This window comes from Azospirillum sp. TSH64 (genome assembly GCF_003116035.1).
GTDB lineage: Bacteria > Pseudomonadota > Alphaproteobacteria > Azospirillales > Azospirillaceae > Azospirillum.
The window spans coordinates 5,443,159-5,468,778 of record NZ_LGQW01000015.1 but is presented as its reverse complement, the minus strand read 5'-3'; the positions used below and the strand labels follow the sequence as shown (position 1 = coordinate 5,468,778).

General features: G+C 67.6%; 21 protein-coding genes and 1 pseudogene. 11 read left to right on the top strand and 11 right to left on the bottom strand.

Annotation, left to right across the window (positions count from 1 at the left end; translation table 11 throughout):
- A pseudogene (locus TSH64_RS26105) lies at nt 1-1,919 on the top strand (tetratricopeptide repeat protein); the annotation flags it as partial.
- Between the two features lie 54 nt (nt 1,920-1,973).
- Here TSH64_RS26105 and TSH64_RS26100 read toward each other — a convergent pair.
- The 6 genes from TSH64_RS26100 to TSH64_RS26075 form a co-directional block, all read right to left on the bottom strand.
- Complete coding sequence (locus TSH64_RS26100) at nt 1,974-2,519, bottom strand: fasciclin domain-containing protein (protein ID WP_109449518.1); 546 nt, start codon at nt 2,517-2,519, stop codon at nt 1,974-1,976.
- A 158-nt stretch (nt 2,520-2,677) separates the two neighbouring features.
- Nucleotides 2,678-4,576, bottom strand: coding sequence for a potassium transporter Kup (locus TSH64_RS26095; protein WP_109449515.1), 1,899 nt, complete (start codon nt 4,574-4,576; stop codon nt 2,678-2,680).
- A gap of 222 nt (nt 4,577-4,798) precedes the next feature.
- Nucleotides 4,799-5,587, bottom strand: coding sequence for a flagellar type III secretion system pore protein FliP (gene fliP / locus TSH64_RS26090; RefSeq protein ID WP_109449513.1), 789 nt, complete (start codon nt 5,585-5,587; stop codon nt 4,799-4,801).
- Nucleotides 5,584-5,922, bottom strand: a complete 339-nt coding sequence (locus TSH64_RS26085) for a flagellar biosynthetic protein FliO (RefSeq protein ID WP_109449511.1) — start codon at nt 5,920-5,922, stop codon at nt 5,584-5,586. The genes fliP and TSH64_RS26085 overlap by 4 nt, the downstream gene beginning before the upstream one ends.
- Before the next feature lie 22 nt (nt 5,923-5,944).
- Nucleotides 5,945-6,418: a hypothetical protein gene (locus TSH64_RS26080; RefSeq protein WP_146208076.1), complete on the bottom strand. Its 474-nt coding sequence runs from the start codon at nt 6,416-6,418 to the stop codon at nt 5,945-5,947.
- Entirely contained in the window at nt 6,415-6,798 is a 384-nt protein-coding gene (locus tag TSH64_RS26075; RefSeq protein WP_109449507.1) for an EscU/YscU/HrcU family type III secretion system export apparatus switch protein, read from the bottom strand. Before TSH64_RS26075 ends, TSH64_RS26080 begins: the two co-directional genes overlap by 4 nt.
- 223 nt (nt 6,799-7,021) lie before the next feature.
- Between TSH64_RS26075 and flgB the strand changes: the two genes are divergently transcribed.
- From flgB to recA, 8 genes are all read left to right on the top strand, one after another.
- Nucleotides 7,022-7,426 carry a flagellar basal body rod protein FlgB gene (gene flgB / locus TSH64_RS26070; protein ID WP_109086563.1) on the top strand — a complete coding sequence of 135 codons (405 nt, stop codon included), beginning with the start codon at nt 7,022-7,024 and terminating at the stop codon, nt 7,424-7,426.
- Nucleotides 7,427-7,474: 48 nt separating this feature from the next.
- Entirely contained in the window at nt 7,475-7,885 is a 411-nt protein-coding gene (gene flgC, locus TSH64_RS26065; RefSeq protein ID WP_098740091.1) for a flagellar basal body rod protein FlgC, read from the top strand.
- Nucleotides 7,886-7,934: 49 nt separating this feature from the next.
- Nucleotides 7,935-8,234 carry a flagellar hook-basal body complex protein FliE gene (gene fliE, locus TSH64_RS26060; RefSeq protein ID WP_109449505.1) on the top strand — a complete coding sequence of 100 codons (300 nt, stop codon included), beginning with the start codon at nt 7,935-7,937 and terminating at the stop codon, nt 8,232-8,234.
- Nucleotides 8,235-8,279: 45 nt separating this feature from the next.
- Complete coding sequence (locus TSH64_RS26055; RefSeq protein WP_098740089.1) at nt 8,280-8,639, top strand: flagellar biosynthetic protein FliQ; 360 nt, start codon at nt 8,280-8,282, stop codon at nt 8,637-8,639.
- Nucleotides 8,636-9,406: a flagellar biosynthetic protein FliR gene (fliR, locus tag TSH64_RS26050; RefSeq protein WP_109449503.1), complete on the top strand. Its 771-nt coding sequence runs from the start codon at nt 8,636-8,638 to the stop codon at nt 9,404-9,406. Before TSH64_RS26055 ends, fliR begins: the two co-directional genes overlap by 4 nt.
- A 13-nt stretch (nt 9,407-9,419) precedes the next feature.
- Nucleotides 9,420-10,496 carry a flagellar biosynthesis protein FlhB gene (gene flhB, locus TSH64_RS26045; RefSeq protein WP_109449501.1) on the top strand — a complete coding sequence of 359 codons (1,077 nt, stop codon included), beginning with the start codon at nt 9,420-9,422 and terminating at the stop codon, nt 10,494-10,496.
- 187 nt (nt 10,497-10,683) lie between these two features.
- On the top strand, nt 10,684-13,245 hold the full coding sequence (locus TSH64_RS26040) for a PAS domain-containing sensor histidine kinase (protein WP_109449499.1): 2,562 nt from the start codon (nt 10,684-10,686) through the stop codon (nt 13,243-13,245).
- A gap of 176 nt (nt 13,246-13,421) precedes the next feature.
- Nucleotides 13,422-14,501, top strand: coding sequence for a recombinase RecA (gene recA, locus TSH64_RS26035; RefSeq protein WP_109449496.1), 1,080 nt, complete (start codon nt 13,422-13,424; stop codon nt 14,499-14,501).
- 87 nt (nt 14,502-14,588) lie between these two features.
- Here the strand turns inward: recA and TSH64_RS26030 are convergent, their stop codons facing one another.
- Together TSH64_RS26030 and TSH64_RS26025 are read right to left on the bottom strand one after the other, a co-directional pair.
- Nucleotides 14,589-15,188: a hypothetical protein gene (locus TSH64_RS26030; protein WP_109449494.1), complete on the bottom strand. Its 600-nt coding sequence runs from the start codon at nt 15,186-15,188 to the stop codon at nt 14,589-14,591.
- An 88-nt stretch (nt 15,189-15,276) separates the two neighbouring features.
- Nucleotides 15,277-17,886, bottom strand: a complete 2,610-nt coding sequence (locus tag TSH64_RS26025; RefSeq protein ID WP_109449492.1) for a glycosyltransferase — start codon at nt 17,884-17,886, stop codon at nt 15,277-15,279.
- A 271-nt stretch (nt 17,887-18,157) separates the two neighbouring features.
- Here TSH64_RS26025 and TSH64_RS26020 point away from each other — a divergent pair, with 271 nt between their 5' ends.
- Nucleotides 18,158-18,583: an HIT family protein gene (locus TSH64_RS26020; RefSeq protein WP_109449490.1), complete on the top strand. Its 426-nt coding sequence runs from the start codon at nt 18,158-18,160 to the stop codon at nt 18,581-18,583.
- Between the two features lie 41 nt (nt 18,584-18,624).
- Here the strand turns inward: TSH64_RS26020 and TSH64_RS26015 are convergent, their stop codons facing one another.
- Nucleotides 18,625-20,556: a di-heme-cytochrome C peroxidase gene (locus TSH64_RS26015; RefSeq protein WP_109449488.1), complete on the bottom strand. Its 1,932-nt coding sequence runs from the start codon at nt 20,554-20,556 to the stop codon at nt 18,625-18,627.
- A 195-nt stretch (nt 20,557-20,751) separates the two neighbouring features.
- Here TSH64_RS26015 and TSH64_RS26010 point away from each other — a divergent pair, with 195 nt between their 5' ends.
- Nucleotides 20,752-20,949: a hypothetical protein gene (locus tag TSH64_RS26010; RefSeq protein ID WP_109453045.1), complete on the top strand. Its 198-nt coding sequence runs from the start codon at nt 20,752-20,754 to the stop codon at nt 20,947-20,949.
- Nucleotides 20,950-20,958: 9 nt separating this feature from the next.
- On the opposite strand, the gene TSH64_RS26005 is transcribed toward TSH64_RS26010, so the two are convergent.
- On the bottom strand, nt 20,959-21,912 hold the full coding sequence (locus TSH64_RS26005; protein ID WP_109449485.1) for an ACT domain-containing protein: 954 nt from the start codon (nt 21,910-21,912) through the stop codon (nt 20,959-20,961).
- A gap of 1 nt (nt 21,913) precedes the next feature.
- Nucleotides 21,914-25,555 carry a transcription-repair coupling factor gene (mfd, locus tag TSH64_RS26000; protein ID WP_109449480.1) on the bottom strand — a complete coding sequence of 1,214 codons (3,642 nt, stop codon included), beginning with the start codon at nt 25,553-25,555 and terminating at the stop codon, nt 21,914-21,916.
- Between the last annotated feature and the right edge of the window lie 65 nt (nt 25,556-25,620).

Sequence of the window (25,620 nt, the reverse complement as noted above, 5' to 3'; positions counted from 1 at the left end):
GCCTGCACATCTCGCCCACCGCCGATTCCGGCAACGCGGCGTCACCGCCGCCGCCCGCCGCCGCCGCCCCGCCGTCGGCCGCTCCGCAGCCGGTTCCGGCGCAGCTGGCCGCCGCGCCGATGCCGGCGCCGCCGGCCGGCGGGTCGTCCGCCGCCATGGAGCCGCCCAAGGTCCAGCCCGCCCAAACGCCCGCCCAGATGCAGGGGCGCCGGCTGTTCAACCTGCCGGCCTGGAAGCGCGGCGAGCTCGACCATTTCACCGAGGCGCGGCAGGATCTCCAGCTCGCCGTCGTCAACGCGCCGGAATCGGAACGGCCGAAGGCGCAGCTCGATCTCGCCCGCTTCTATTTCGCCAACGGGTTCGGGCAGGAGACGCTCGGCCTGTTGGACGTGCTGCAACAGAACCAGCCCGACCTGGAAGGCTGGCCGGAGTTCCGGGCCTTGCGCGGCGCCGCCCGCGTGCTGACCGGCGATCTCGACGGCGGCGAGGCCGACCTGTCGATCCCCTCGCTCGCCGGCAATCCCGAAGCCAATCTGTGGCGCGCCGCCATCGCCGCCGACCGCCGCGACTGGCCCAAGGCGATGGCCGGCTTCAAGGCGTCGGGCCAGATCCTGAACAGCTATCCCGATCCGATGCTGGGCAAGCTCGGGCTGCGGGCGGCGGAGGCGGCGCTGGAAACCCGCGACACCGCGACCGCCAAGCGGCTGTTCGACCGCGTCATCGAGCATGGCGGCCCGGATCAGGAGGAGAACCCGCAGACCCAGTATCTGCGCGGCCTGCTCTATGCCCAGACCGGCGAGATCGATCAGGCACGCCAGCAGCTGACCGCCGCCTACAACAGCTACGACCGCTTCTACCGTGCCAAGGCCGGGCTGGCGCTGACCAATCTGGAGCTGTCGGAAGGCAAGATGTCGCCGACCGCGGCGGCGGAACAGCTGGCCGGCCTGACCTTCACCTGGCGCGGCGACGATCTGGAGATGCAGATCCGCTCGCGCATGGGCGAGGTGCTGATTGCTGGCGGTGAATATGCCAAGGGCTTCAACACGATGAAGGAGACGGCAGCCCTGGTCGCCGACACGCCGCGTGCCGAGGCGATCACCAAGGAAATGTCGCGCATCTTCGCCGACCTCTACAAGGACGGGGCGCAGCGCCTGCCCACGCTGGACGCCATGCAGCTCTACGACCAGTTCCGCGAGCTGACCCCGGTGGGCGAGGCCGGCGACGAGATCATCCGGCAACTGGCGGAACGGCTGATTTCCATCGACCTGCTGAACCGCGCCGCCGACCTGCTGCAGCATCAGGTCGAATACCGCCTGTCCGGGCTCGACAAGGCGCGGGTCGGCACCCGGCTGGCCTCGGTCCGGCTGCTCGACAACAAGCCGGAAGAGGCGTTGAAGGCGCTGGAACTGTCGAACGTCGCCGGGCTGCCGGCCGATCTGGCGGCGGAGCGGCGGCTGATGCAGGCCAAGGCGCTGGCGGAATTGAACCGCGGCGACGAGGCGATGCAGATTCTGGCCCAGGACGACAGCACCAACGCCAATCTGCTGCGCGTCGACATCGCCTGGAAGGGGCAGAAGTGGGATGCGGCGGCGCTGGCGCTGAACAAGGTGATCGGAGCGCCGCCAGCACCGGGCAAGCCGCTCGATCCCAACATGTCGCAGCTCGTGCTGAACCGTGCCGTCGCGCTGGCGCTGGCCGGCGACGGCAACGGGCTCAACCTGCTGAAAAAGGATTTTGAAGGGTCGATGAAGGGCGGGCCGAACGAGGATGCTTTCCGCATTCTGACCCGCCCCGAACAGGCGATGGGCCTGATCGACGTCGGCACGATCCGCTCCCGCGTCGCGGAAGTGGATATGTTCAAGAAGTTTTTGAAGCAGTATCGCGGCGGCAAGCAATCCGCGGACAAGCCGACCTCTTAAATCGGCGGAATGCCGGGCGGAAAACGCCGCCCGCCGCCGCCCGCATTCCTGCGGTTACTTCGGCAGCAGAACCTTGTCGATGACATGGACGACGCCGTTGGACTGCTGGACGTCGGCGATGGTGACGCGGGCGGTGTTGCCCGACGCGTCGGCGACCATCACGGCATCGCCGGACTGGGTGAAGGTCAGCGGCATGCCTTCCACCGTCTTCAGCATCGCCTTGCCGTTGCCCTTCTTGATGTCCGCCACGAGGTCCTTGGCGTCCAGCTTGCCCGGAATGACGTGGTAGGTCAGCACCTTGGTCAGCTGGCCCTTGTTCTCAGGCTTCAGCAGCGTGTCGACGGTGCCGGCGGGCAGTGCGGCGAAGGCCTCGTTGGTCGGGGCGAAGACGGTGAAGGGCCCCTTGCCGTTCAGCGTGTCGACCAGCCCGGCGGCCTTCACGGCGGCGACGAGGGTGGTGTGGTCCTTCGACTGGGATGCGTTCTCCACGATGGTCTTGCTGGGGTACATCGGCGCGCCCCCGACCATCTTTTCCATGGCGGCATTGGCGCAGCCGGCAAAAAGAAGGGTGGCGATCGCCACGGTGGCAACCTTCTTCATAGCATTTCCTCTTATCGGTGAAGGTCCGCTTCCCGCGGACACAACACCGATACGGAGGCTTCTTTCGCTCAGATCACCATTTTTTCTGTTGGTGGCGGCGATTTCCGCGAGAGCGAAGGAGGTAAGTCTTCGGTCGTGCCCAGCCGTCCTTCAACCGGCTACAGCTGTACCTGCGTGCCGAGTTCCACCACGCGGTTGGGCGGCAGCTTGAAGAAGTCGGTGGCGCTGACCGAGGTGCGCGACATCACCACGAACAGCTTCTCCCGCCACAGCGCCATCTGGGAGTTCATCTGCGGGATCAGCGTCTCCCGGCCCAGGAAGAAGGAGGTCGCCATCACGTCGAACTCCAGCCCGAACGCCTTGCACAGGCGCAGGGCCTTGGGAATGTTCGGCTCCTGCGAGAAGCCGTAGCGCACCGTGATGCGGTAGAAGCCGTCGGCCAGCCCCTCGACCAGCACGCGGTCCTTGGCCGGGACGCGCGGCACGTCGTCCACCACCACGGTGACGAAGACGACGCGCTCGTGCAGGACCTGATTGTGCTTCAAATTGTGCAGCAGGGCGATCGGCACGGTGTTGGAGCTGGAGGTCATGAAGACCGCCGTGCCCTTCACCCGATGGATGTCGCCCTTCTTCGCCTGCCGCTGGATGAAGGCGTCGAGCGGCAGCGATTCCTCGGCCAGCCGCTTGGTCAGCACCGCGCGGCCGCGGCGCCAGGTGGACATCAGGCCCAGCGTGACGCAGGCGATCACCAGCGGCACCCAGCCGCCATGGGGGATCTTCACCGCGTTGGCGGCGAAGAAGGAGACCTCCACCGTCAGGAAGGCGGCGCCGACCCCGAAACAGACCGGCAGGCTCCAGTTCCAGCGGCGGCGGGCCACCACCAGGAACAGGCTGGTGGTGATGATCATGTCGCCGGTCACCGCGATGCCGTAGGCGGCGGCGAGGCGGCTGGAGGACTGGAACACCAGGACGAGGCCCAGCACCGCGGCCAGCAGGCCCCAGTTGGCGCGGGGGATGTAGATCTGCCCCTCCTCCTCGTTGGAGGTGTGGCGGATGTCGAGACGCGGGCAGAGCCCGAGCTGCACCGCCTGCCGGGTCAGCGAGAACACGCCGGAAATGACCGCCTGGCTTGCGATGACGGCGGCGGCGGTGGACAGGCCGATCAGCGGATAGAGCGCCCAGTCCGGCGCCAGCAGGTAGAAGGGGCTGCGCACCGCCGTCGGGTCGTTCAGCAAAAGCGCGCACTGGCCCAGATAGTTCAGCAGCAGCGCCGGCAGCACCACGGCCAGCCAGGCCACCTGGATGGGGCGGCGGCCGAAATGGCCCATGTCGGCATAGAGCGCCTCGCCGCCGGTCACCGCCAGCACCACGGCACCCAGCACCAGGAAACCGGCGATGCCGTGGTCGGCGAAGAAGGAGATGGCGTAGAGCGGGTTGAAGGCGACCAGCACGCTCGGCTGCTCGATCACCTCCAGCAGACCGAGGACGCCCAGCGTGGCGAACCAGGCCAGCATGATCGGACCGAACAGCGCCCCGACGCGCGAGGTGCCGTGGCTCTGGATGGCGAACAGGGCGATCACGATGGCGACGGTCAGCGGCACCACCGCCGATTCCAGCGCCGGCTCGGCCACGCCCAGGCCTTCCACCGCGGACAGCACGGACATCGCCGGGGTGATCATGCCGTCGCCGTAGAACAGCGCGGCACCGAACAGCCCCAGCGCCGTCAGCACGGTCAGCCGGCCCGAGGCGTCGGGCCGCGTCTTCGACGCCAGCGCCAGCAGGGAGAGGATGCCTCCCTCGCCCTTGTTGTCGGCCCGCATGACGAAGCCCACATATTTGACGGTGACGACCATCACCAGTGCCCAGAACACCAGCGACATGATGCCCAGCACGTTGTCGTGGGTCAGCGGCAACCCATGCTCGCCGCCGAAGCATTCGCGCAGCGTGTAGAGCGGGCTGGTGCCGATGTCGCCGAAGACGACGCCCAGGGCACCGAGGGTCAGCGTCGCGAGCTTGCCGGTGTCGGGCTGCGCGGCCTTCAAAGCGGTATCAGTCATGCAGTGATTGCGGTCCGAAGTTGGTCCGTCGTTCAAAACGCCCGTTCGATGGCGCCCGTGGTGGCGGCGATGGTCGCCGGGCCGCCCATCCCGCCGTAAACGCGCATCGCCTTTCCTCATACGCGTTTACGGCGCCCGACGCCAGAGCGTGCTTGCGCGGCCCCTCCGGCGCCGGGGGGATGCGACGAAGTGCGCAGGACTTTTCCCGCTGTGCGTGTCGCCTCAGAGCGTTCCGAAACTGCGGGCAAGCGAGCCGGCGATCAGATACCACCCGTCGACCAGCACGAAGAAGATGATCTTGAACGGAATCGCCACCATGGTCGGCGGCAGCATCATCATGCCCATCGACATCAGGATCGACGACACCACCATGTCGATGATCAGGAAGGGCAGGAACAGCAGGAAGCCGATCTCGAAGCCCCGCTTGATCTCGGAAATCATGAAGGCCGGGACCAGCACATGCAGAGGCATGTCGTTCGCCTCCGGCACCGACTGGATGCGGGCCATGTCCATGAACAGGCGCAGGTCCTTCTCGGCGGTGTGGTGCAGCATGAAATCGCGGAGCGGCGCCATCGTGCGGCGGAACGCCTCCATCTCGTCGATTTCCTGGTTCATCAGCGGCTGGATGCCCTGGGCGTAGCTGCGCTCGAACACCGGGGCCATGACGAAGAAGGTCAGGAACAGCGCCAGCGACATCATCACCGTGGTCGGCGGCACCTGCTGCACGCCCAGCGCGTTGCGCAGGAAGGACAGCACGATGACGATGCGGGTGAAAGCCGTCATCATGATCAGGATTGACGGCGCCAGCGACAGCACCGTGATCAGCCCGATGGTCTGGACGATGCGGCCGGTGGCGGTGCCGCCGGCGTCGCCCAGGTCGAAGGTCAGGCTCTGCGCCAGCGCCGGCCCGGCGCTCAGGCCCAGCGCCACGCCGACGGCGAGCGCCAGCGCCAGCCCGGCGGCGGCCGGCTTCCAGCAGGCCCGGAGACGGCGGAGGATGGCCAGCCTCATCGCGGATCGCTCCCCGCCGGGCGGGTGTCGGTGGGTGCGGCCTCCGCCCCGGCAAGCGCGCTGTCGAAGCCGCCCGCCGGGGTGCTGTCGACCAGCAGGTCGCCGTTGGCGCCCAGCAGGATCAGATGCTCGCGGTCGTCGCGGCGGACCAGGATCAGCCGCCGCTTGGCGTCGATCGGCAGGGCCTCCACCACGCTCAGCCGGCGCTGGCGGGCGCGTCCGCGCACCGTTCCGCCGGCCATGCCGACCCGGCGCATCACCCAGGCGACGACCATGATCAGCGCCACGACGAAGACGAGCGCCATCAGGAATTTGATATACTGGTCGAGATCCATGGAAACGGCAGGCTTTCTCTGGTCAGGGCGTGTCGTCGGCCAGGCCGGTATCTGTCAGGCCGGGATCCGCCAGACCGGATCCGGCCGGGCCGGCGCTGCGGCCATAGGCGGCCGCCGCGCGCTGGCGGGCGGTGTGCGGATCGTCGCGGCCGGCCAGTGCGGCGGAGACGGCCTCCTCGCGTCCTTTCTGCTGGTCGGTCAGGGCGGCGGCGAGCGGACCCAGCGCCGCAACCAGATCGCCGAGCGGGCCGAGCAGCGTGCGCGCCTCGCCCCGCGGCAGCGTCTCCGCGGCAAGGCAGAGATGGGCGACGCGGTCCTCCAGCCCGGCGAGATCGATCAGGACGCCGGCCTCCGCCTGCGCCCGCGCGTCGTCGAGCGTGGCGCCCAGCGCTGCCGCCCGTTGCGCGATGCCGGCTGCCGACTCGGTGCCGTCTGGACCGGGAGGAGCGGGGGAGGGCGAAAGGGCGGATGGCGGCATGGATGGCGGACGGGTCACGGCTTGTCCTCCTCCGGACTCTCTTCGGATCGCGGCTCCGGCGGCAGGGTGCCGTTGGCGCGGTAGACATAGGCCAGGATTTCGGCCACCGCGGCGATGGCTTCGACCGGAATGTCGCTGTCGACCTCGGTGGCGGACAGGATTTCGACCAGATCGGCGTCCTCGCGCACCTTCACGCCGTTGGCGAAGGCGACCTCCAGGATCTGTTCCGCCACCGTGCCCTTGCCGGTGGCCACGATCCGCGGCAGGCTCTCGGTGCCCAGCTCGTACTTCAGCGCCACCGCGACCGGGCGTTGCGCCGGGCGCCGGGCGGCAGGCTGCCTCTTGCCGGCAGTCGGGCCGGCAGGCGACGGGGCGGGAGGGCGGGCTTGCGCGGACAACAGGCGGCCTTGGTCAGGGGGTCCTTCCTGCGCCGCATCCTGGACCGGTAGGCTTAACGAACTGTAAAGGCGGTTGTCCCGGCCGATTCTCGCAGGTAAGGATTCATCCTTCGTTAACGCAAACGGGCGACCATTGCACTCCATGGCGATATCCTTGCCGGACGCCGCCGTCAGGGCGGCATTCGGCGGGATCGGCGGCGGTATTGGTGGCGGGATCAGGGCGATGGACCTCGGAAATCTCGGACTCTTCAAACTGATGTCGCGCAAGATGGACTGGCTGACCCAACGCCAGGAAGTCCTGTCGCAGAACATCGCCAACGCCGACACGCCCGAATACAAGAGCCGGGACCTCAAGCCCTTCAGCTTCCGCGACGCGCTGAGCGACAGCCGGCGGCTGACCCCGGTGGCGACCAACGCGTCCCATCTGGCCGGCACCCGCGGCGCCGGCGGCATGGCCCAGGAACAGAAGGTGCGCGATCCGTACGAGACGGCGCCGGACGGCAACAACGTCGTGCTGGAAGACCAGATGATGCGGATGAGCCAGAGTTCGATGGATTACCAGACCATCACGAACCTGTATAAGAAGCAGGTGGCGATGATCAAGTCGGCGATCCGCTCGGGCAGCTGAGCGTCATTCCGGCCGATCTTTCCGGCCGGGTTTTGAGGAGGCGGTGCGATGGATCTCTACAAGTCGATGGCGGTGTCCGCCTCGGGCATGAAGGCGCAGGGCACGCGCCTGAAGGTCATCTCGGAGAATCTGGCCAACGCCAACACCACCGCCGAGACGCCCGGCGATCTGCCCTATCGCCGCAAGACCGTCATCTTCAAGAACGAGCTGGACCGGGCGATGGACGTCGACAAGGTCCGCGTCGCCAAGGTCGATGTCGACAAGAGCGACTTCCAGCGCAAGTACGACCCGTCGCACCCGTCGGCCGACGCCGACGGCTATGTCCTGATGCCCAACGTCAATTCGGTGGTGGAGGCGATGGACATGCGCGAGGCCCAGCGCAGCTACGAAGCCAACCTGTCGGCCATCGACACCGCGCGCCAGATGCTGACCCGCACGCTCGACCTTCTCCGCACCTGATTTTCGCCTGCTCAGCCGCAAACCCTCCTGACCGACCGGAACCGCCGCCATGATCAATCCGCTGAACGCCGCCGCGGCCTATGCCACTACCGCCGCCAAGACGACCGGCCCCGGCATGCCCGCGCGCGACGGCGCCTCCTTCGGCGACGTGCTGGAGCAGGCGGCCAAGGAGAGCATCGGCACCCTGAGGAAGAGCGAGGACATCTCGGCGATGGCGGCCGTCGGCAAGGCCGACCTGAACGACGTCGTCCAGGCGGTGACCAACGCCGAGGTGACGTTGCAGACCGTCACCGCCGTGCGCGACAAGGTGCTGAACGCCTACCAGGAAATCCTGCGCATGCCGATGTGACGGCCTGCGCCCGGTCCCAGCCGCCGTCATGCCCAGCTTGCAGTTATGAACGAGACCGAAGTCATCGAGCTTTGCCGCACCTCGATCGTCACGCTGGTGATCGTGTGCGGACCGATTCTGGTCATCATGATGGCGCTCGGCACCGTCATCTCCATCTTCCAGGCCGTCACCCAGATCAGCGAGCAGACCATCGCCATGGTGCCGAAGGTGATGCTGGTCTTCGGGCTCAGCATCCTGCTGATGCCCTTCATGCTGAGCAAGCTGACCGAGTTCTTTGAACATGAGGTCGCCGACCGCATCGTCGCCATCGGCGTCGGCGCCAACGAGAATGGCGGCGCGCCCTTCACCCCCGGCACCGGCGTGACGCCCGCCCCGGCCCCGACCGCCGCCGCGGCGGGCCAATGACCATCCTGCAGCAGCTGCTGGGCGAACAGATCTTCGTCTGGATGCTGGTCTTCATGCGGGTCGGCACCGCCTTCAGCGTGATGCCGACCATCGGCGACGCCTTCGTTCCCACCCGCGCGCGGCTGCTGTTCGCGCTGGTGGTCAGCATGGTGGCGGCGCCGGCGATCCGGCCGATGCTGCCGCCGATGCCGGGCAACCCGTTCCAGCTGCTGGTGCTGGCCGCCGGCGAGATGACCATCGGCATCTTCATGGGCACCATCGCCCGGCTGCTGATGGGCGCGCTTGAGGTGGCCGGCACCATCATCAGCCTGCAGAGCGGGCTGGCCAACGCGCAGATCTTCAACCCGGCGCTGGCGTCCGCCGGGTCGCTGCCCGGTTCGCTGATGGGGTGGCTGGGACTGCTTCTGCTGTTCGTCACCGACCTGCACCATCTGCTGATCATGGCGGTGGTCGACAGCTATTCCACCTTCCCGCCCGGTGCCGCCATCCCGGTCGACGACATGGCGAACGTGGTCGGGCAGCTGGTGTCGAAGAGCTTCATGATGGGGGTGCAGATGGCTGCCCCCTTCCTGATCACCGGCATCCTGTTCGCGCTGGCGCTCGGGCTCCTGAACAAGCTGGCGCCGCAGGTGCAGGTGTTCCAGCTGTTCACCTCGGTCCAGGTGCTGCTTGGGCTGTTCATGTTCGCCCTGACGCTGGGGGCGATGATGCTGTTCTGGCTGTCGCGCTTCGAGTCGACCTTCATCGAATTCCTGAAGCCGCTGTAGAAGGAGGACGCCGGTGTCGGAAGAAGCTGACGAGTCCTCCAAAACAGAAGACCCGACGGGAAAAAAGCTCGACGAGGCCCACAAACAGGGCCAGTTCGCGATGACCCGCGAGGCCGCGAACTGGTTGATGGTCGCGGCGATGCTGGTGGTTCTGGTCTCCATCCTGCCCGGCACCTTGAAGGGGCTGGTCTTCCGCCTGAATTATTATTTCGAGAATCTGGACCGCATCACCTTCGACCGGGCCGGGGTCGGGGCGCTGTTGTTCCGGGTGATGACCGACGCCATGTGGGCGCTGTGGCTGCCCATCTTGCTGTTCGTGGTGGCCGGCGTCCTGTCGACCATCGGGCAGACCGGCTTCCACGTCTCGTGGGAGCTGATCTCGCCGAAGTTCGGCAAGCTGAACCCGCTGCCCGGCCTGATGAACATGTTCAAGGCCAACCAGGGCGTCGAGCTGCTGAAGAGCATCGTCAAGCTGGGGGTGGTCGGCGGCGTCGCCTATATGGCGCTGGTGCCGATGTTCGGCGGCATCGAGGCCTATATCGGCATCGACATCGTCGCCATGCTGTTGCAGATGGACGGGCTGGCCCATCGCCTGCTGGTCTGGGTCCTCGTCGTCCTGACCTTCATCGCCGCTGGCGACTTCCTGTGGCAGAAGCAGCAGTTCGACAAGAAGATGAGGATGACCAAGCAGGAGGTGAAGGACGAGCACAAGCAGCAGGAAGGCGACCCCGTGGTCAAGGGCCGCATCCGGCAGATCCGGTTCGAGCGCGCGCGCAAGCGCATGATGGCCGCGGTGCCGAATGCCGACGTGGTCGTCACCAACCCGACTCACTTTGCGGTTGCGCTGAAATACGATCCCACCCAGATGGGCGCGCCGATGGTGCTGGCGAAGGGCGTCGATCAGGTCGCCTTCAAGATTCGCGAGATCGCCGAATCGAACAATGTCCCGGTCATAGAGAACCCGCCCCTTGCCCGTGCGCTCTATGCCGCTTGCGATATCGACGAGGAAGTTCCATCCGAGCATTATCGGGCGGTCGCCGAAGTCATCACCTATGTCTTCAAGCTGAAAGGGCGGTCGCTGCGCAATTGATCCGGGGCAACCGATCCGGTTCAATCGATCCGGATTCATTCGATCTGGGTGCAACGGCTCCGGCCCCTTGACGGTTGAAGGGGCGGTTGACGGGATCGGCTGGATCGGTCGGCCATCGCAGGTGGTGTGACGGGCAAGTGCGGACCGGGGCATGTCCCGGCCGGACCGTGTGGGGTTTGGAGTATTGGTGGACGACGCAACTTCCCTTTCCGACACCGCGCGCGATGCAGTGAACCGCAAGGCTTCGTCCGGCGGGGTGTTGATGCTGGTGCAGTATGCGCTGGCGCCGGCCGGACTGCTGGTGCTGGCCGCCGGATTGCTGTTGGAGCACGATGCGGTCGGCTGGCTGGGGGCGGCGCTGGTGGCCTTGGGCGTGGCCCTGCTGATCGCCCGCAGCGTGTCGGTGGTGCGGCGGTCGGCCCACATCGGCGCGCTTCTCGGCGGCGCGCTGGAAGGGATGCCGGCCGGACAGCTGGTCTGCGACGGAACGGACGATGTGGTGTTCGTCAACGCCGCCTTCCGCGAGCTGTCGGGCTGGCGCCGCGGCGAACGGCCGCTGGACGCCCTGGCCCGCCAATTCTCCGGCGACCCCGACAGCGCGCGCGAATTCCGCCGCCTGCGCGAACGGGTGAAGGCGGGGGGGGCCGCCTCGGCCGAACTGGCGATCCCGGCGCTGGACGGGCACCCGCCGGAATGGCGCAAAGTGCAGGGCCAGCCGGTGGCCGGCTTCCCCGGCTCCGTCCACTGGCGGATCGAGGACATCACCGCGCGGCGCGAGCTGGAGCATGTCATGCTGCGCGAGCAGGCCAAGCTCGCCGACTTCATGGAGCATGCGCCGGTCGGCTTCTTCTCGGTCGATCAGAACGGCCATTTCCTGTTCGTGAACGCCACCCTGGCCCAATGGCTGGAGGCCGCCCCCGGCGACCTGACCGACGGTGAATCGCGGCTGCACGGCATCCTGGCGGCTCCCCCGGTATCCGCCGCCCCCTACGACCTGTTCGACCATGGCGGCGGCGAGCAGCGCGGCGAGCTGACCATGGTGGGTCTGCGCAGCCGGCGGTTCCAGGTCGCGGTGGCGCAGAGCGTGGTGCAGGCCGACGACGGCACCATCCACACCCGGTCGGTGGTGCGCGACCTGTCCCCGGAACGGGAATGGCAGGAGGCGCTGCGCCAGTCCGAGCAGCGGTTCCAGCGCTTCTTCGAGGATGCGCCCATCGGCATCGCGCTCGTCGACGAGACCGGGCAGCTGACCGAATGCAACGAGGCCTTCCTGGCGCTGATCGGCAGCGAGTCCGGCAGCGTCATCAACCGCCCGATGGCCGACCTGATCGTTCCGGCGGAGCGCGAGGCGGTGATCGCCCGGCTGCGGTCGGTGCAGGGCGGCGCCGACCCGGCCCACCCGCTGGAGGTCCGGCTGTCCGGCGGGCGCGAGCTGACCGCCCAGCTTTATGCCCGGCGCCTCGCCAACCCGGTGCGGACGGATGGACGCGGCGAGGGTAGCAGGGGCGATGGTGCCAGGGGCGATGGGGCGCGCGGCGACGGTGTCGGCCTGATCCTGCACTTCATCGACATGACCGAGCGCAAGAGCCTGGAGGCCCAGTTCGCCCAGTCGCAGAAGATGCAGGCGGTCGGCCAGCTGGCCGGCGGTGTGGCGCATGACTTCAACAACCTGCTGACGGCGATGATCGGCTTCTGCGACCTGCTGCTGCTGCGGCACAAGCCGGGCGACCAGTCCTTCAGCGACATCATGCAGATCAAGCAGAACGCCAACCGCGCCGCCAACCTCGTGCGGCAGCTGCTGGCCTTCTCGCGCCAGCAGACCCTGCAGCCGCGTGTCATCAACGTGACCGACGTGCTGGCGGAGCTGGCGAACCTGCTGCGCCGGCTGATCGGCGAGAACATCGAACTGAAGATGATCCATGGCCGCGACCTGGGTCTGGTCAAGGTCGACCAGAATCAGCTGGAGCAGGTCATCATCAATCTGGTGGTCAATGCCCGCGACGCCATGGCCGGCGGCGGCAAGCTGATCGTCAACACCACCAACTACGTCGTCAGCCAGCCGGAGCGGCGGGAGCACGAGACGGTGCCGGCCGGCAGCTATGTCTCCATCGAGGTGATCGACACCGGCTGCGGCATCGCGCGGGAGAATCTCCAGCGCATCTTCGAGCCCTTCTATACGACCAAGGAGGTCGGGTCGGGCACCGGGCTCGGCCTGTCGACGGTCTACGGCATCGTGCGGCAGACCGGCGGCTTCGTGCTGGTCGATTCGGCCGTGGGGGAGGGAACCACCTTCACCATCCTGCTGCCCCACCACCAGGGCGAGCTGCGTCCGGTCGATACGGCGGAGCCGCGCGAGCGGCGCGGCAGCGACCTGACCGGCACCGGCATCATCCTGCTGGTGGAGGACGAGGATGCGGTGCGCGTCTTCTCCGCCCGCGCGCTGCGCAACAAGGGCTATCAGGTGCTGGAGGCCAAGAACGGCGAGGCGGCCTTGCAGCAGATCGAGACCAACGGCGCCTCCATCGACCTGCTGATCACCGACGTGGTGATGCCGCAGATGGACGGGCCGACGCTGGCCCGCCATGTCCGCAGGCTGCGCCCGGAGATGCGGGTCATCTTCATCTCCGGCTATGCCGAGGACCGGCTGGGCGAGATCGACGGCGTCGAAGTCGCCCATTTCCTGCCCAAGCCCTTCTCGCTGAAGCAGCTGGCCTCCAAGGTGAAGGAGGTCATCCGCGACGGGCGGTGACGGACAGCCGGGACAGCGGATGGGGGAACGAATTCGTTCGCGAAAACGAGCCTGGACAACACCGGAAAAATAGGAACGCACCGGCAACATCGGCGCTTGCAAACGAGAACGAAGAGAGTACATTCAGCCTCGTTGCAAGAGCGCCGACCGTGTGTTCTAAGAGAGGGGTACCGGGCATGTCGTCCGCACAGCTTCGTTTGGTCGAGAAGGATTCCATGGACAAGCAGAAGGCGCTCGATGCCGCCCTGAGCCAGATCGAACGCGCGTTCGGCAAGGGCTCGATCATGAAGCTCGGCGCCAAGGAGAACCTGGTCGAGACGGAGGTGATTTCCACCGGCTCGCTCGGTCTCGACATCGCGCTGGGCATCGGCGGCCTGCCGAAGGGCCGCATCGTCGAAATCTACGGGCCGGAAAGCTCGGGCAAGACGACGCTGGCCCTGCATGCCATCGCCCAGGCCCAGAAGGCCGGCGGCACCTGCGCTTTCGTCGATGCGGAGCATGCGCTCGACCCGTCCTATGCCCGCAAGCTGGGCGTCAACATCGACGAACTGCTGATCTCCCAGCCGGATGCCGGCGAGCAGGCGCTGGAGATCGCCGACACGCTGGTGCGCTCCGGCGCCATCGACGTGCTGGTGGTCGACTCGGTGGCGGCCCTGGTGCCGCGCGCCGAACTGGAGGGCGAGATGGGCGACAGCCATGTCGGCCTGCACGCCCGCCTGATGAGCCAGGCCCTGCGCAAGCTGACCGGCTCGATCTCCAAGTCGAACTGCCTGGTGATCTTCATCAACCAGATCCGCCTGAAGATCGGCGTGATGTTCGGCAACCCGGAGACGACGACCGGCGGCAACGCGCTGAAGTTCTACGCCTCCGTCCGCCTCGACATCCGCCGCATCGGCTCGATCAAGGACCGCGACACCGTCGTCGGCAACCAGACCCGCGTCAAGGTGGTGAAGAACAAGATGGCCCCGCCGTTCCGGGTGGTCGAGTTCGACATCATGTATGGCGAGGGCGTGTCGAAGGTCGGCGAGCTGCTCGACCTCGGCATCCAGGCCGGCGTGGTCGACAAGTCGGGCGCGTGGTTCAGCTATGACGGCACCCGCATCGGCCAGGGCCGCGAGAATGCCAAGACCTATCTGCGCAACAACCCGGAGATGGCCGACGGCATCGAGGCCAAGATCCGCGGCAACGCCGGTCTGGTCGCCGACGCGATGATGGGCACCCCGGAAGCCGACGGCGAAGCCTCCACGCCGGAGTGACGCCATCCGGTCATGCGTGACGAAAGGCCCCGCTTTCCGAAAGGAAGGCGGGGCTTTCTGTTTTTTGGCGGCTATCGAGGCCCCTGCCTACACATCCATCACCACATGCGGCCGGAACGCCCCCTCCAGCGTCAGCAGCAGGTGCAGATAGACCGCCACCTTGCGCGCGCGGTCGGTGTTGCGGGAGAGGCAGTCGCGCAGCTGTTCGGCCATCCGGGCGGTTTCCGCATCCTGCGCCGGCGCTGCCGCGGTGACGGCCTGGACGATGTGCTCGGCATCGACCGGGATCGGCGCCGCCGGGTCCTTCAGCAGGGCCTCGGCCAGCGCCTCTTCGTCATGGGGAACCGACCCGGCTGGGAAATTGGCTGCGGCCTGAGGGGCAGGGGCAAGGGCAGCGGCACGGCGGGACAGGTGGCTGCGGAGACTGTCCTTCAGCCGGCTGCGCTGCCCGTCGTCGAGCCCATCGAACTGGTCGACCTCATCGAACAGCAGATCGTAGAGGCGGCGGCGCTGCGGGTTGGGCGGGCTCTGGTCGCGCCGCTCCTGCTCGCGCTCCTGCTGCTCCCGCCGCGGGTTGCGGCGGTGGTTGCGGTCGGTGGCGCTGCCGGTCCGCTCGACGCCGGCTGTGGTGCGGACACTGAACTCCGGTGGGCCGATGCCGCGTCCGGAGGTGAGATTGCCGGACATGAGCCGCCTCCCGGGACTGGTTACCCCTGGCGATCCAGTCTGGCAGAGCCGGCGCTTCCTTCCAAGCCGAAGCGCCGGCCTATGACCATCAGTCGCCGGCGCCGGCCACCGCATTGTCGGCCGGTTGCGGCTTGTTCCTGCCGAAGCCCAGCGTCGGGAAGACGTTGATCAGTGCGGTGATGAAGGCGGCCAGATAGGGCAGCGACTGCACCACCAGCAGGCCCGACCACATGAAGGCGTCGCGGTTCTCATGGCCGAAGACCATGACGATGGCGAGCGCCGCCCCCCACAGCGACACCAGCAGCACCAGCTCCTCCCGCGCCATCAGGAAGGCCTGCATCAGCGCCGGCTGGTTCTCGCATTTCGGCGTGCGGACGAAGGGACGGCCGGACGTGAACATGCCGAGCCACATGGCGCGGCCGACCGTGTGGGTCAGCGCCATGCCGGCCACCGCCGCGCCGACCTTGTCCCAGAAGCCGCACCTCACCCGCGCCTCGTAGAGCCAGAGCGAGGCGCCGACCTTGAAGGCGAAGACGCTGAGCGTCGGGATCATGAAGACGTTGGGCGGGAACTCGAAATATTTCGGGAAGGCCATCAGCCCGATGGACCACAGGATGCCGGCGATGCCGAACACCATGTGGGCGGCGTCGGCGAACCAGGGCAGCCAGCCGGTGATGAAGTGATACTTCTGGCCGGCGGTCAGCTCCTTGGCGCCGGGCGACAGCTGGCGCCAATGATGCTTCAGGATCTGCACCGCACCATAGGCCCAGCGGAAGCGCTGCGTCTTGTAGGCGGAGAAGCTGTCGGGCACGAGGCCCTTGCCGTAGCTCTCCGGCATGTAAACGGCCTCATAGCCATGCTCGAACAGGCGCAGGCCGAGGTCGGCGTCCTCGGTGATGCACCATTCGCCCCAGCGGCCGACCTTTTCCAGGGCCGACTTGCGGATGATGGTCATGGTGCCGTGCTGGATGATCGCGTTGCGCTCGTTGCGCTGGATCATGCCAATGTGGAAGAAGCCGGCATATTCCCAGTTGGTCATGCGCTGGAACAGGTCGTGCTCCCACTCGCGATAATCCTGCGGCGACTGGACGAAGCCGACCTCCGGCCGGTTGAAGTGCGGGATGGTGGCCTTCAGCCAGTCGGGATGGACCTGATAGTCGCTGTCGATGACGGCGATGTGCTCGGCATCCGGGGCGGTCTGCGCCAGACCGAAGTTCAGCGCGCCGGCCTTGAAGCCCGGCCAGTTGTCGAGGTGGAAGAAGCGGAACTTCGGCCCCAGCTTCTTGCAATACTCCTCGATGGGCCGCCAGACCGCCGGATCCTTGGTGTTGTTGTCCAGCAGCAGGACTTCGTAGTTCGGGTAATCGAGGGCGGCCAGCGCGTCCAGCGTCTGCATGACCATGTGCGGCGGCTCGTTGTAGCAGGGCACATGGATCGACACCTTCGCCGCATTGGGCAGCGGGGCGGCGGAGCAGGGGATGAACTTGCGCTTGAACTTGTGCTGCCAGACGACCTCGGTCAGCTCCATGCCGTCGATCAGCATGACCGCGAACAGGACGAGCTGGCAGAAGATCAGCAGGCCCCAGGCGATTTCGGTGGTGAGTGCGAGGCCGGCGGCCGAGGCGGCGCTGACGGTGAAGACCAGCACGGAGGCGACCGCCTGGATCAGCGCGCCGTAGAAGATCTGCCCGCCGATCTTCAGGTCGCTGCGGCGCCACAGGAAGAACACCAGCGGCAGGAAGCCCAGCGCCACGGCGGTGGCGCACTTGATCTCCCAGTTGCGGATCTCGTGCACCCCGCCGATCATCGGGAATTTCGGGTTGCGCTGATAGTCCCACAGGCCCCAGCTGGTGCCCGCCGTGCCCTCGATCTCCCGCTTCCAGGGCTGGTCGAAGGCCTCCATGATGAAGTAGTCGAGCTTGTTCTGGGCGGCGACGTTCAGGAAGTTGCGGATGAACTTGGCCTGGTTGACCTGGCTCGCCTCGGCGCCGCGGCGCCACGGCCCGTCGGCCGGCCAGCCGATCTCGCCGATCAGGATGTGCTTGTTCGGGAACTTCGCCTTCAGCTCGTTGTAGCGGAACATGGCGTAATCGACCGACTGGTCGACCGGCACGCCTTCCCAGTAGGGCAGCAGATGGACGGCGAGGAAGTCCACCGCGTCGGCCAGCTCGGGGTTCTTCAGCCAGACGTGCCACGGCTCGGCGATGGAGACCGGGACGTTGACCTTTTTCTTCACCCGCTTGACGTACTCGATGGCCTGCGGGACCGTCAGGTCGGCGCGCAGGATCGCCTCGTTGCCGACCAGCACGCGGCGGACGTTGCTGTTGGCGCGGGCGAGCTTGATCAGGCCGGCCAGTTCCGGCTCGTCGATCTCCGGCTTGCCGGCGGTCCAGGCGCCGGCGGTCACCGGCAGGCCGTGCTTGGCGGCGATGGCCGCGACCATTTCCGAGCCGTCGGTGGTCGAATAGGTTCTGACCGCCTTTACAGCACCTTCCAGTGCGGTCATGTCCTTTTCGATGTCGTCGGCGGACGCCTTGTCGCCCTTCGACGGGCTCTTGTCCGAATGGAAGGGGGTATAGGCGACGCCGGTGATGGCGCCGGCCCAGGACCGCTCGTCCACCGGACGGTTCCACAGCGCCCAGAAGGCGATGTTGCCGAGGATCACCAGGATCAGAACCGCAAAGGCCGATTTGCGCATGTGGGTCGTTCTCGCTCGCCGCACCAGAAAACATGGATACGGCCCGCGGAAATGGCGCAAGGGGATCGTTGCCGCCCCGACCATTGCCTCGGACCGAACTCTATAAACGTCCAACGAAAGCCGCCCGTGCCGTATGGCCGGCGCGCACGGCCTTCTATACAAGCTTCGCGGTTGGCCCGCCACTGCCGGCTACAACAGGGCAGCCTCCGGATTATTCCCGGATGATGCTTCCGATCAGTGCCAGACAGCGAGTGCCAGAGAGGAGTGGAGCATGTTTTCCCTTAACGAACGGCTACAGGCCGACACACTTCATGTGACCGATCTGGATCTTTGCCGGGTCCTGCTGATGAACAACCGGCTGTGGCCCTGGCTGATCCTGGTGCCGATGCGCGAGGGTGCCGTGGAAATCCACCGGCTCGGCGACGGGGACCAGGCGACGCTGATGCGGGAGATCGCGCGAGCCTCCCGCGTGGTGGAGCGGCTGTTCGCGCCGGACAAGATGAATGTCGGGGCGCTCGGCAACATGGTGCCGCAGCTGCACGTCCATGTGATCGGGCGGACGCGCGGCGATCCGGCATGGCCGGGTCCGGTCTGGGGATGCGGCCATGCCGAGCCCTACCAGCCGGCGGCGGCGGCGGCCCTGGCGCAGCGGCTGGCCGACGCGCTGATGGCCGACGCGCTGCCCACGGAGGATTGACCGCCGGCCCGGTCGCGGGGGCCGGGCCGGCGGGGCAGGCGTTACAGGGTCTTCAGATATTCCACCAGATCCCAGCGCTCCTGTTCCGACAGGCCGCGGCCGATGATGCCGCTGCCGGCGACGCCGGACCCGACGAACTGGTGCCCGACATTGGTGTTGCCGGGAATTTTGGTGTCCAGCGTGAAGGTGCCGTCGGCGCAGTCGGTGCGGTAGCCAACCTTCACCGGATCGAAGCTGCGCAGGCCGAGGCAGAAGCTCTTCGGCCGCTCGGCCAGCGGCGACAGCAGGTCGTAGAGCGTGGGGACCGAGCCGTTGTGCAGGTAGGGGCCGGCGGCCCAGATGCCGTCCAGCGGACGGGCCTTGTAGCCGCCTTCCGCCTGGAGGCAGTTCGGACGGAAGCCGTTCATCTCCTCCCGCTTGGCGGGCGGGATTTTGTTCTCGTCATAGGCGGTCTCGGCCGTCTTCTGGACGACGTAGCCCAGCGCCGCCGCGAAAGTCGTCTTCGTGACCGGCTCGCCCGGCTTGCCGTTGCACAGGCTGGATGGATCGACCTTCAGGAAGGCCGGCAGCTGCACCGTCCGGGTTTGCAGGATGTTGGCCTGGGCCGGGTCGGTGCCGACATTGATCGGCGTGACCTTCAGATAGCTCTGCTTGGCGGCGTTCGGCTTGGTCCAGTATTTCGCATCCCAGAAGGCCGGGGTATCGACCGGCGGCAGGTGGCAGCCCTGGCACAGCTCCTGGTACAGGCCCGCGCCGCGTGCCCGCTTGGTCTCATCGACGGTGCCGAGCACGGCTTGCGGCCATTTCGGCGCGGTCAGCCCCTGGAACCCGGTCACGCTGCCGTCCGGCTTGCGGGCCAGCGGGTTCGGGCCGGCCAGCAGCTGTTCCATCTTGTAGAGATTGTCGACCGGCACGGAGGAGGCATAGAGCTTGCGGTCCGGGTTCGATAGGTTCACCCGCGCCGCCACGCCCATCGACTCGCCGGCGTTGCGCACCATCGGCTGCATGATCGAGGCGTCATACTGCACCCAGTCGAACCAGGACGCGTTCCAGATGTGCGGATACTTCACCGGCGCCGTGATGGCGGCGACGTTGGTGAAGGGATCGAACTCCACCTTGCCGTTCAGCAGGTCATTGGTGAAGACGGTGTTGCCGATGCGGGTCAGCGCGTCCAGACGGTTGAAGCCCTCGGTGACCGCCGGATTGCCGCTCTGCGCCGCGCCGCGCTTCGCCAGGGTTTCCAGGGTGGTCAGCGTCTGCTCGAACTGTTCGCGCAGGGCGGCCGTCTGTTCGGCGGTGCGGGTGGGGCCGAGCACGCGGTCGGCGAAGCGGTCGAACCGGCCGGGCAGGACCTTGGTGTAGGCCAGCGAATAGCCGAGCGCCGCCGTCAGCGCATCGAGGTTGATGACGGCCGGCGCGCCGTCGATGCGCAGGCTGACGCCGTTATACTCGATGTGGCCGGTGTGACAGGCGGCGCAGGTCAGGCCGATCTGGTCGGGCAGCGACTGGCCGGTCGTCGGGTCGACATAGCCCTTGGTGCGGGCGAAGCCGACCGGCAGGCCGTCCGGGTTGACCTCGTCCTCCGACTGGTTGTAGGCGGCCAGCACCGCCTTGGCCGAGCCGGGCTCCGCCCCATAGCCGTAATCGCGCGCCGTGGTGCCGCCCAGCCGCTTCGGGCTGGGGATGAAGCCGAACTGCTGCAGATACGATTCGTCCGCCAGCATTTTGGGTTCGCCGAAGACCCGGATGTCCGGCTGTTCCAGCGCCGTGAACCAGGAATAGGGGATCGGGAAGGTCGAGGTGCCCTGGCTGGCATGGTGGTACCAATAGCGCTCGCCCGGCTTCCAGTTCTGGTCGAGCCAGACCGCTTCCTTGGTGGGGGCCGGTGTCGGCAGCGCCGGCGCACAGGCGCCGAGCAAAGTCAGCGGCAGCAGGCCGACCGCCGCCACAATCGACAGGCGAGACGCATTCATGGGCGTAACCTCCACGCGCGTGGGTTGATGGTCAATGACCCCACTGTCGCTGTGATAAATGAGCCCGGGCAACAGAAAAATTGTATTTCTTTTCTACATGCAATTTTTGAAACCGGAGCGGAACCGCCGGGCCGGCCATGCCGTTATCAGGACGGAACCGTTCGTGTGTTCAGCAAAAATCCGGAGATCGCCGCCATGGCCACCGAAGACCGCCCCGCTTCCCGCACCTCCGATGCCCCTTCCGAAGCCGCCCAGCAGATCGAGGACAAGCTGGTCGATGAGACCGGCAAGGCCGCCGGCGATCCCGACAAGCCTGTCCAGAAGAAGTGGGAGAAGATGGGCGAGCGCGAGGAGATCGCCGAGCAAAGCCGGCGGGAGGGCGGCGGCGCCTGACGGCCGCCCCTACCGCTTCACCGTGCAGGTCAGCGCCAGCACGTCCGCCGCCTTGTCGAGGTCGTCGGCGCGGACCAGCACATAGTCGGTGTTGTAGGTGGAGATCGCGAAGATCGGCAGATGGGCCTGGGCCAGCGGCACGGCGATGCGGGCCAGGATGCCGAACAGGCTGAAATCGACCACGCCCTCCACCCGGAAGGCGCGCCAGCCGCGTTCGGCCTTCACCCCGTCGGGCACGCGCTCCTCCCGGCAGAGGATCGACAGCTCCTCGCCGGTGCGGGTGGCGCCGACCAGCGGGTCGGTCCAGTCGAGCCAGTCCGGCAGGCCGCTGCCCGGCGGCAACTGCGCCACCGCCAGCCGTTCCGGCAGGATCGACAGGGTCAGGCCGGTCTGCTCGCGCACCAGGGCCGCGGTCAGCGTCGCCTCGTCCACCTCGAAGGGCTTCAGGATGCGCCGCGCGCGGGCGGCCAACGACGGCACGCCGGAGCGCATGGCGCGGCCCAGCATCTCCGCCGAAGTGGCGCGCAAGTCCGCGTCCGATTCGGCCAGATCGACCACCGCCTGCAGGGCGCTGGTCTGGACGATGCGGCTCGGGCTGTTCTCGAACCAGTCGGCCAGCAGGACGGCGGCGCGGTGGCGCTGCTCCTCCGTCATGGTCAGGCGCGGCACGATCTGGGCGATGTGCCAGCGCACCTCCGCCTGCTCGATGGCGACGGCATCGGTCAGCAGATGCTCGACATAGGGGTCGAGCCAGCCGGCATTGCCGCGCGACACCCGTTCCAGCGCGTCGGCGGCGCGCATGCGCACGCTGGCGTTCCCGTCGAACAGGCAGCCGACCAGTTCCGCCAGCTTGCCGCGGTCGGCCGCCACCTCGTCGGCGACCGACGGGGCATCGCCCATTGCACGCCGGTCGCCGATGGCCAGACGGCGGGCCAGCGACACGGTGCGGATCAGCTCATCCATCTCAGCGCCGCCCGGTCGGACGGCCGAACCGCGACGGCGTGCCGAAGCGCGAGGCGATCTTGGCCCCGGTCGGCTTGGGCGGCGGCGGGGGAGGGGGCGGCGGCGGGGTCTCGCCGCGCGGCACGCCGCCGCCCGACGCCATCTCCGCCAGATCCTTGACCAGCTTCTGCACGCTGCGCACGCGGGCCTGCGGATCGGGCCATTCGCGGACATAGACCAGCTTGTGGTCGGGCCGCAGCTTCATCAGCGTCAGGTGCTGGGCGATGTAGGTCAGCAGCTTGGCGGGCTCGGCATAGAAATTGTCGTGGAAGGCCAGCACCAGCCCCTTCGGCCCGGCATCGACCCGGTCGATGTTGGCCTGCTTGCACCAGCGCTTGACGGTGACGACGTCCAGCAGGTTCTCCACCTCCTCCGGCAGCTTGCCGAAGCGGTCGATCAGCTCGGCGGCGAAGCCGTCCACCTCGGCCCGGTCGACCAGATCGGCGATGCGGCGGTAGAGCGACAGCCGCACCGTCAGGTCGGGGACGTAGCTTTCCGGGATCAGCACCGGGGTGCCCAGGTTGATCTGCGGCACCCACTCCTGCGCCGCCGCGGCGGCGACCGCCCCCTCCTGCATCGAGGCCCGCGCGCTGGCGACCGCCTCCTCCAGCATCTGCTGGTACAGCTCGACGCCGACCTCGCGCACCTGGCCCGACTGCTCCTCGCCCAGCAGGTTGCCGGCGCCTCGGATGTCCATGTCGTGGCTGGCGAGCTGGAAGCCGGCGCCCAGGCTGTCCAGCGTCTCGATGACGTGCAGGCGCTGCTGGGCAGTGGAACTCAGCGGCTTGTTCGGCGCATAGGTCAGATAGGCATAGCCGCGCTTCTTCGACCGGCCGACGCGCCCGCGGATCTGGTAGAGCTGAGCCAGCCCGAACAGGTCGGCGCGGTGGACGATCAGCGTGTTGGCGTTGGGAATGTCCAGGCCGCTTTCGATGATGTTGGTGGCGAGCAGCACCTCGAACTTGCCCTCGTCGAAGGCGGTCATCACGTCTTCCAGCTCGCTGGCCGGCATCTGGCCGTGGGCGGTGACGACCTTGACCTCGGGCACCAGCTCGCGCACCCGCTCGGCCACCTTCGCCAGATCCTCCACCCGCGGGCAGACATAGAAGCTCTGGCCGCCGCGGTAATGCTCACGCAGGATCGCCTCGCGGATCACCACCGGGTCATAGGGCAGGACGAAGGTGCGCACCGCCAGACGGTCCACCGGCGGGGTGGCGATCAGCGACAGCTCGCGCACGCCGGACAGCGCCATCTGGAGCGTGCGCGGAATCGGCGTGGCGGTCAGCGTCAGCACATGGATGTCGGCGCGCAGCTCCTTCAGCCGCTCCTTCTGCTTCACGCCGAAATGCTGCTCCTCGTCGACGATCACCATGCCGAGCCGCTTGAAGTCGAGGCCCTTGGCGAGCAGGGCATGGGTGCCGACGACGATGTCGGCAGTGCCCTCCGCCAGCTCCTTCTTGACCAGCGTCTGTTCGCGGGCGGTGACCATGCGCGACAGCTGCACGACGCGCACCGGCAGCCCGTTGAACCGGGTCGAGAAGGTGCGGAAATGCTGGCGGGCGAGCAGGGTGGTCGGCACGACGACGGCGACCTGCTTGCCGCTCATCGCCACCATGAAGGCGGCGCGCAGCGCCACTTCGGTCTTGCCGAAGCCGACGTCGCCGCAGACCAGCCGGTCCATCGGCCGGCCGCTGCCGAGGTCGGTGAAGATGTCCTCGATGGCCTTCAGCTGGTCGTCGGTCTCGGGGTAGGGGAAGCGGGCGGCGAACTCCTGATAGACGCCCTCCGGCGTCAAAACCGGATCGGCCTTCTTCAGCATGCGCTCGGCCGCGATCTTCAGCAGGGCTTCCGCCATGTCCTTCAGGCGTTTCTTGACCCTGGCCTTGCGGCCCTGCCAGCCGGCGCCGCCCAGCTTGTCGAGCTGGACATTCGCGTCCTCCGAGCCGTAGCGCGACAGCACCTCGATGTTCTCGACCGGGACATAGAGCTTGTCGCCGCCCTCATAGATCAGGCGCAGGCAGTCGTGCGGCGCGCCGGTGACCTCCAGCGTCTCCAGCCCGTCGTAGCGGCCGATGCCGTGGTCCATGTGGACGACGATGTCGCCCTCATGCAGGGCCGAATGCTCGGCGATGAAGTTGGCGGCCTTGCGCTTCTTCTTGGCCGGGCGGACCAGACGGTCGCCGAGGATGTCCTGCTCGGTGATGACGGCGAGGTCGGCGGAGGTGAAGCCGTGCTCCATCCCCAGCACGATTGTGCCGATGATGCCGCGGTCGAAGCGGCGGACATCCTCCATGCTCTCCGCCGGCTCCAGGCCGGGGATGCCGTGGTCGGCCAGCACGTTGGACAGGCGGTCGCGCGATCCGGCGGAATATCCCGCGATCAGCACGCGGCGCCCGTCGGCGCGCAAGCTGCGGATATGGTCCTTCACCGCGTCGAAGACATTCACGTCGGGGCGGTTGCGCTCCTCGGCGAAGTCATGGCCGCGCTTGCCGCCGGCGTCCACCGTCCCCTTGATGCCGGGGGGCGTCGAGAAGATCTGGAGCTGCGCCACCGCGCGCTCCGCCAGCAGCGCGTCCCAGCCGATCCCGTCGAGGAACATCGAGGCGACCGGCACCGGCTTGTAGACCGGCGAACCGGCCCGCTTCTCGATGGTCATCATGCCGTCGCGCGAGGCGTGGAAATCGACCACCTGGGCGATGCGGGCGTCGCGCGCCTCGGCCGCCTGATGGTCCAGGCTGACGATGCCGCGCGGCAGATAGTCCAGCACCGTGTCCATGCTCTCGTGGAACAGCGGCAGCCAATGCTCCATCCCGCCATAGCTGCGCCCGGCGGAGATCGCCTCATAGAGCGGATCGTCGTCGGTCACCGCCCCGAACAGCTCGCGGTAGCCGGAGCGGAAGCGGGCGATCCCGGTCTCGTCGAGGAAGACCTCCGACATCGGCTTCAGCTCGACGCTGTCCCGCTTGTCGGTGGTGCGCTGGGTCATCGGATCGAAGGCGCGCACGCCCTCCAGCTCGTCGCCGAACAGGTCGAGGCGCAGCGGCTCCTCGGTGCCAGGCGGGAACAGGTCGACGATGCCGCCGCGCACGGCGAACTCGCCGGGCTCCCGCACCGTCTGCGCGCGGGTGTAGCCGTTGCCGGCGAGGTAGCGCTGCAGCTTCTCCAGGTCGATCCGGTCGCGCAGCTTGGCGGAGAACACCGCATTCCTGAAGGCGCTGCGCGGCGGCACCTTCTGCACCACGGCGTTGACCGTGGTCAGCACGATCAGCGGCGCCAGGCCGTCGCGGTTCGCCGCCGCGTCGCGCCGGGCGATCAGCCGGGTCAGCGTGTCGATGCGCCGGGCGACGATGCCGCCGTTGGGCGACACCCGGTCATAGGGCAGGCAGTCCCAGGCCGGGAAGGTCAGCACCTCCAGCTTCGGCGCGAAGAAGGCCAGCGCCTCCGCCAGCAGGGCGCAGCGCGTGTCGTCCAGCGCCACATGCAGCAGGCCGTAGCCGCCGGCCTTCTGCGCCAGCTCCGCCAGGATGCGGGCGTCATGACCCTCGGGCGCGCCGCCGATCAGGAGTCGGCCGGCACGGCCGGGCTGGAGATCGTAACTGACCAAAGGAGGATGCCTCGGAGATGGGAAGTGCGTGTCGGGGAGCCTTGACCGGGCTCCGTCGGGAGCCT

Bases quoted from the DNA above. Each gene is read 5' to 3' on its own strand.
- TSH64_RS26100 (WP_109449518.1), bottom strand. From the start codon at position 2,519: ATGAAGAAGGTTGCCACCGTGGCGATCGCCACCCTTCTTTTTGCCGGC.
- TSH64_RS26095 (WP_109449515.1), bottom strand. From the start codon at position 4,576: ATGACTGATACCGCTTTGAAGGCCGCGCAGCCCGACACCGGCAAGCTC.
- fliP (WP_109449513.1), bottom strand. From the start codon at position 5,587: ATGAGGCTGGCCATCCTCCGCCGTCTCCGGGCCTGCTGGAAGCCGGCC.
- TSH64_RS26085 (WP_109449511.1), bottom strand. From the start codon at position 5,922: ATGGATCTCGACCAGTATATCAAATTCCTGATGGCGCTCGTCTTCGTC.
- flgB (WP_109086563.1), top strand. From the start codon at position 7,022: ATGGACCTCGGAAATCTCGGACTCTTCAAACTGATGTCGCGCAAGATG.
- flgC (WP_098740091.1), top strand. From the start codon at position 7,475: ATGGATCTCTACAAGTCGATGGCGGTGTCCGCCTCGGGCATGAAGGCG.
- fliE (WP_109449505.1), top strand. From the start codon at position 7,935: ATGATCAATCCGCTGAACGCCGCCGCGGCCTATGCCACTACCGCCGCC.
- TSH64_RS26055 (WP_098740089.1), top strand. From the start codon at position 8,280: ATGAACGAGACCGAAGTCATCGAGCTTTGCCGCACCTCGATCGTCACG.
- fliR (WP_109449503.1), top strand. From the start codon at position 8,636: ATGACCATCCTGCAGCAGCTGCTGGGCGAACAGATCTTCGTCTGGATG.
- recA (WP_109449496.1), top strand. From the start codon at position 13,422: ATGTCGTCCGCACAGCTTCGTTTGGTCGAGAAGGATTCCATGGACAAG.
- TSH64_RS26030 (WP_109449494.1), bottom strand. From the start codon at position 15,188: ATGTCCGGCAATCTCACCTCCGGACGCGGCATCGGCCCACCGGAGTTC.
- TSH64_RS26025 (WP_109449492.1), bottom strand. From the start codon at position 17,886: ATGCGCAAATCGGCCTTTGCGGTTCTGATCCTGGTGATCCTCGGCAAC.
- TSH64_RS26020 (WP_109449490.1), top strand. From the start codon at position 18,158: ATGTTTTCCCTTAACGAACGGCTACAGGCCGACACACTTCATGTGACC.
- TSH64_RS26015 (WP_109449488.1), bottom strand. From the start codon at position 20,556: ATGAATGCGTCTCGCCTGTCGATTGTGGCGGCGGTCGGCCTGCTGCCG.
- TSH64_RS26010 (WP_109453045.1), top strand. From the start codon at position 20,752: ATGGCCACCGAAGACCGCCCCGCTTCCCGCACCTCCGATGCCCCTTCC.
- TSH64_RS26005 (WP_109449485.1), bottom strand. From the start codon at position 21,912: ATGGATGAGCTGATCCGCACCGTGTCGCTGGCCCGCCGTCTGGCCATC.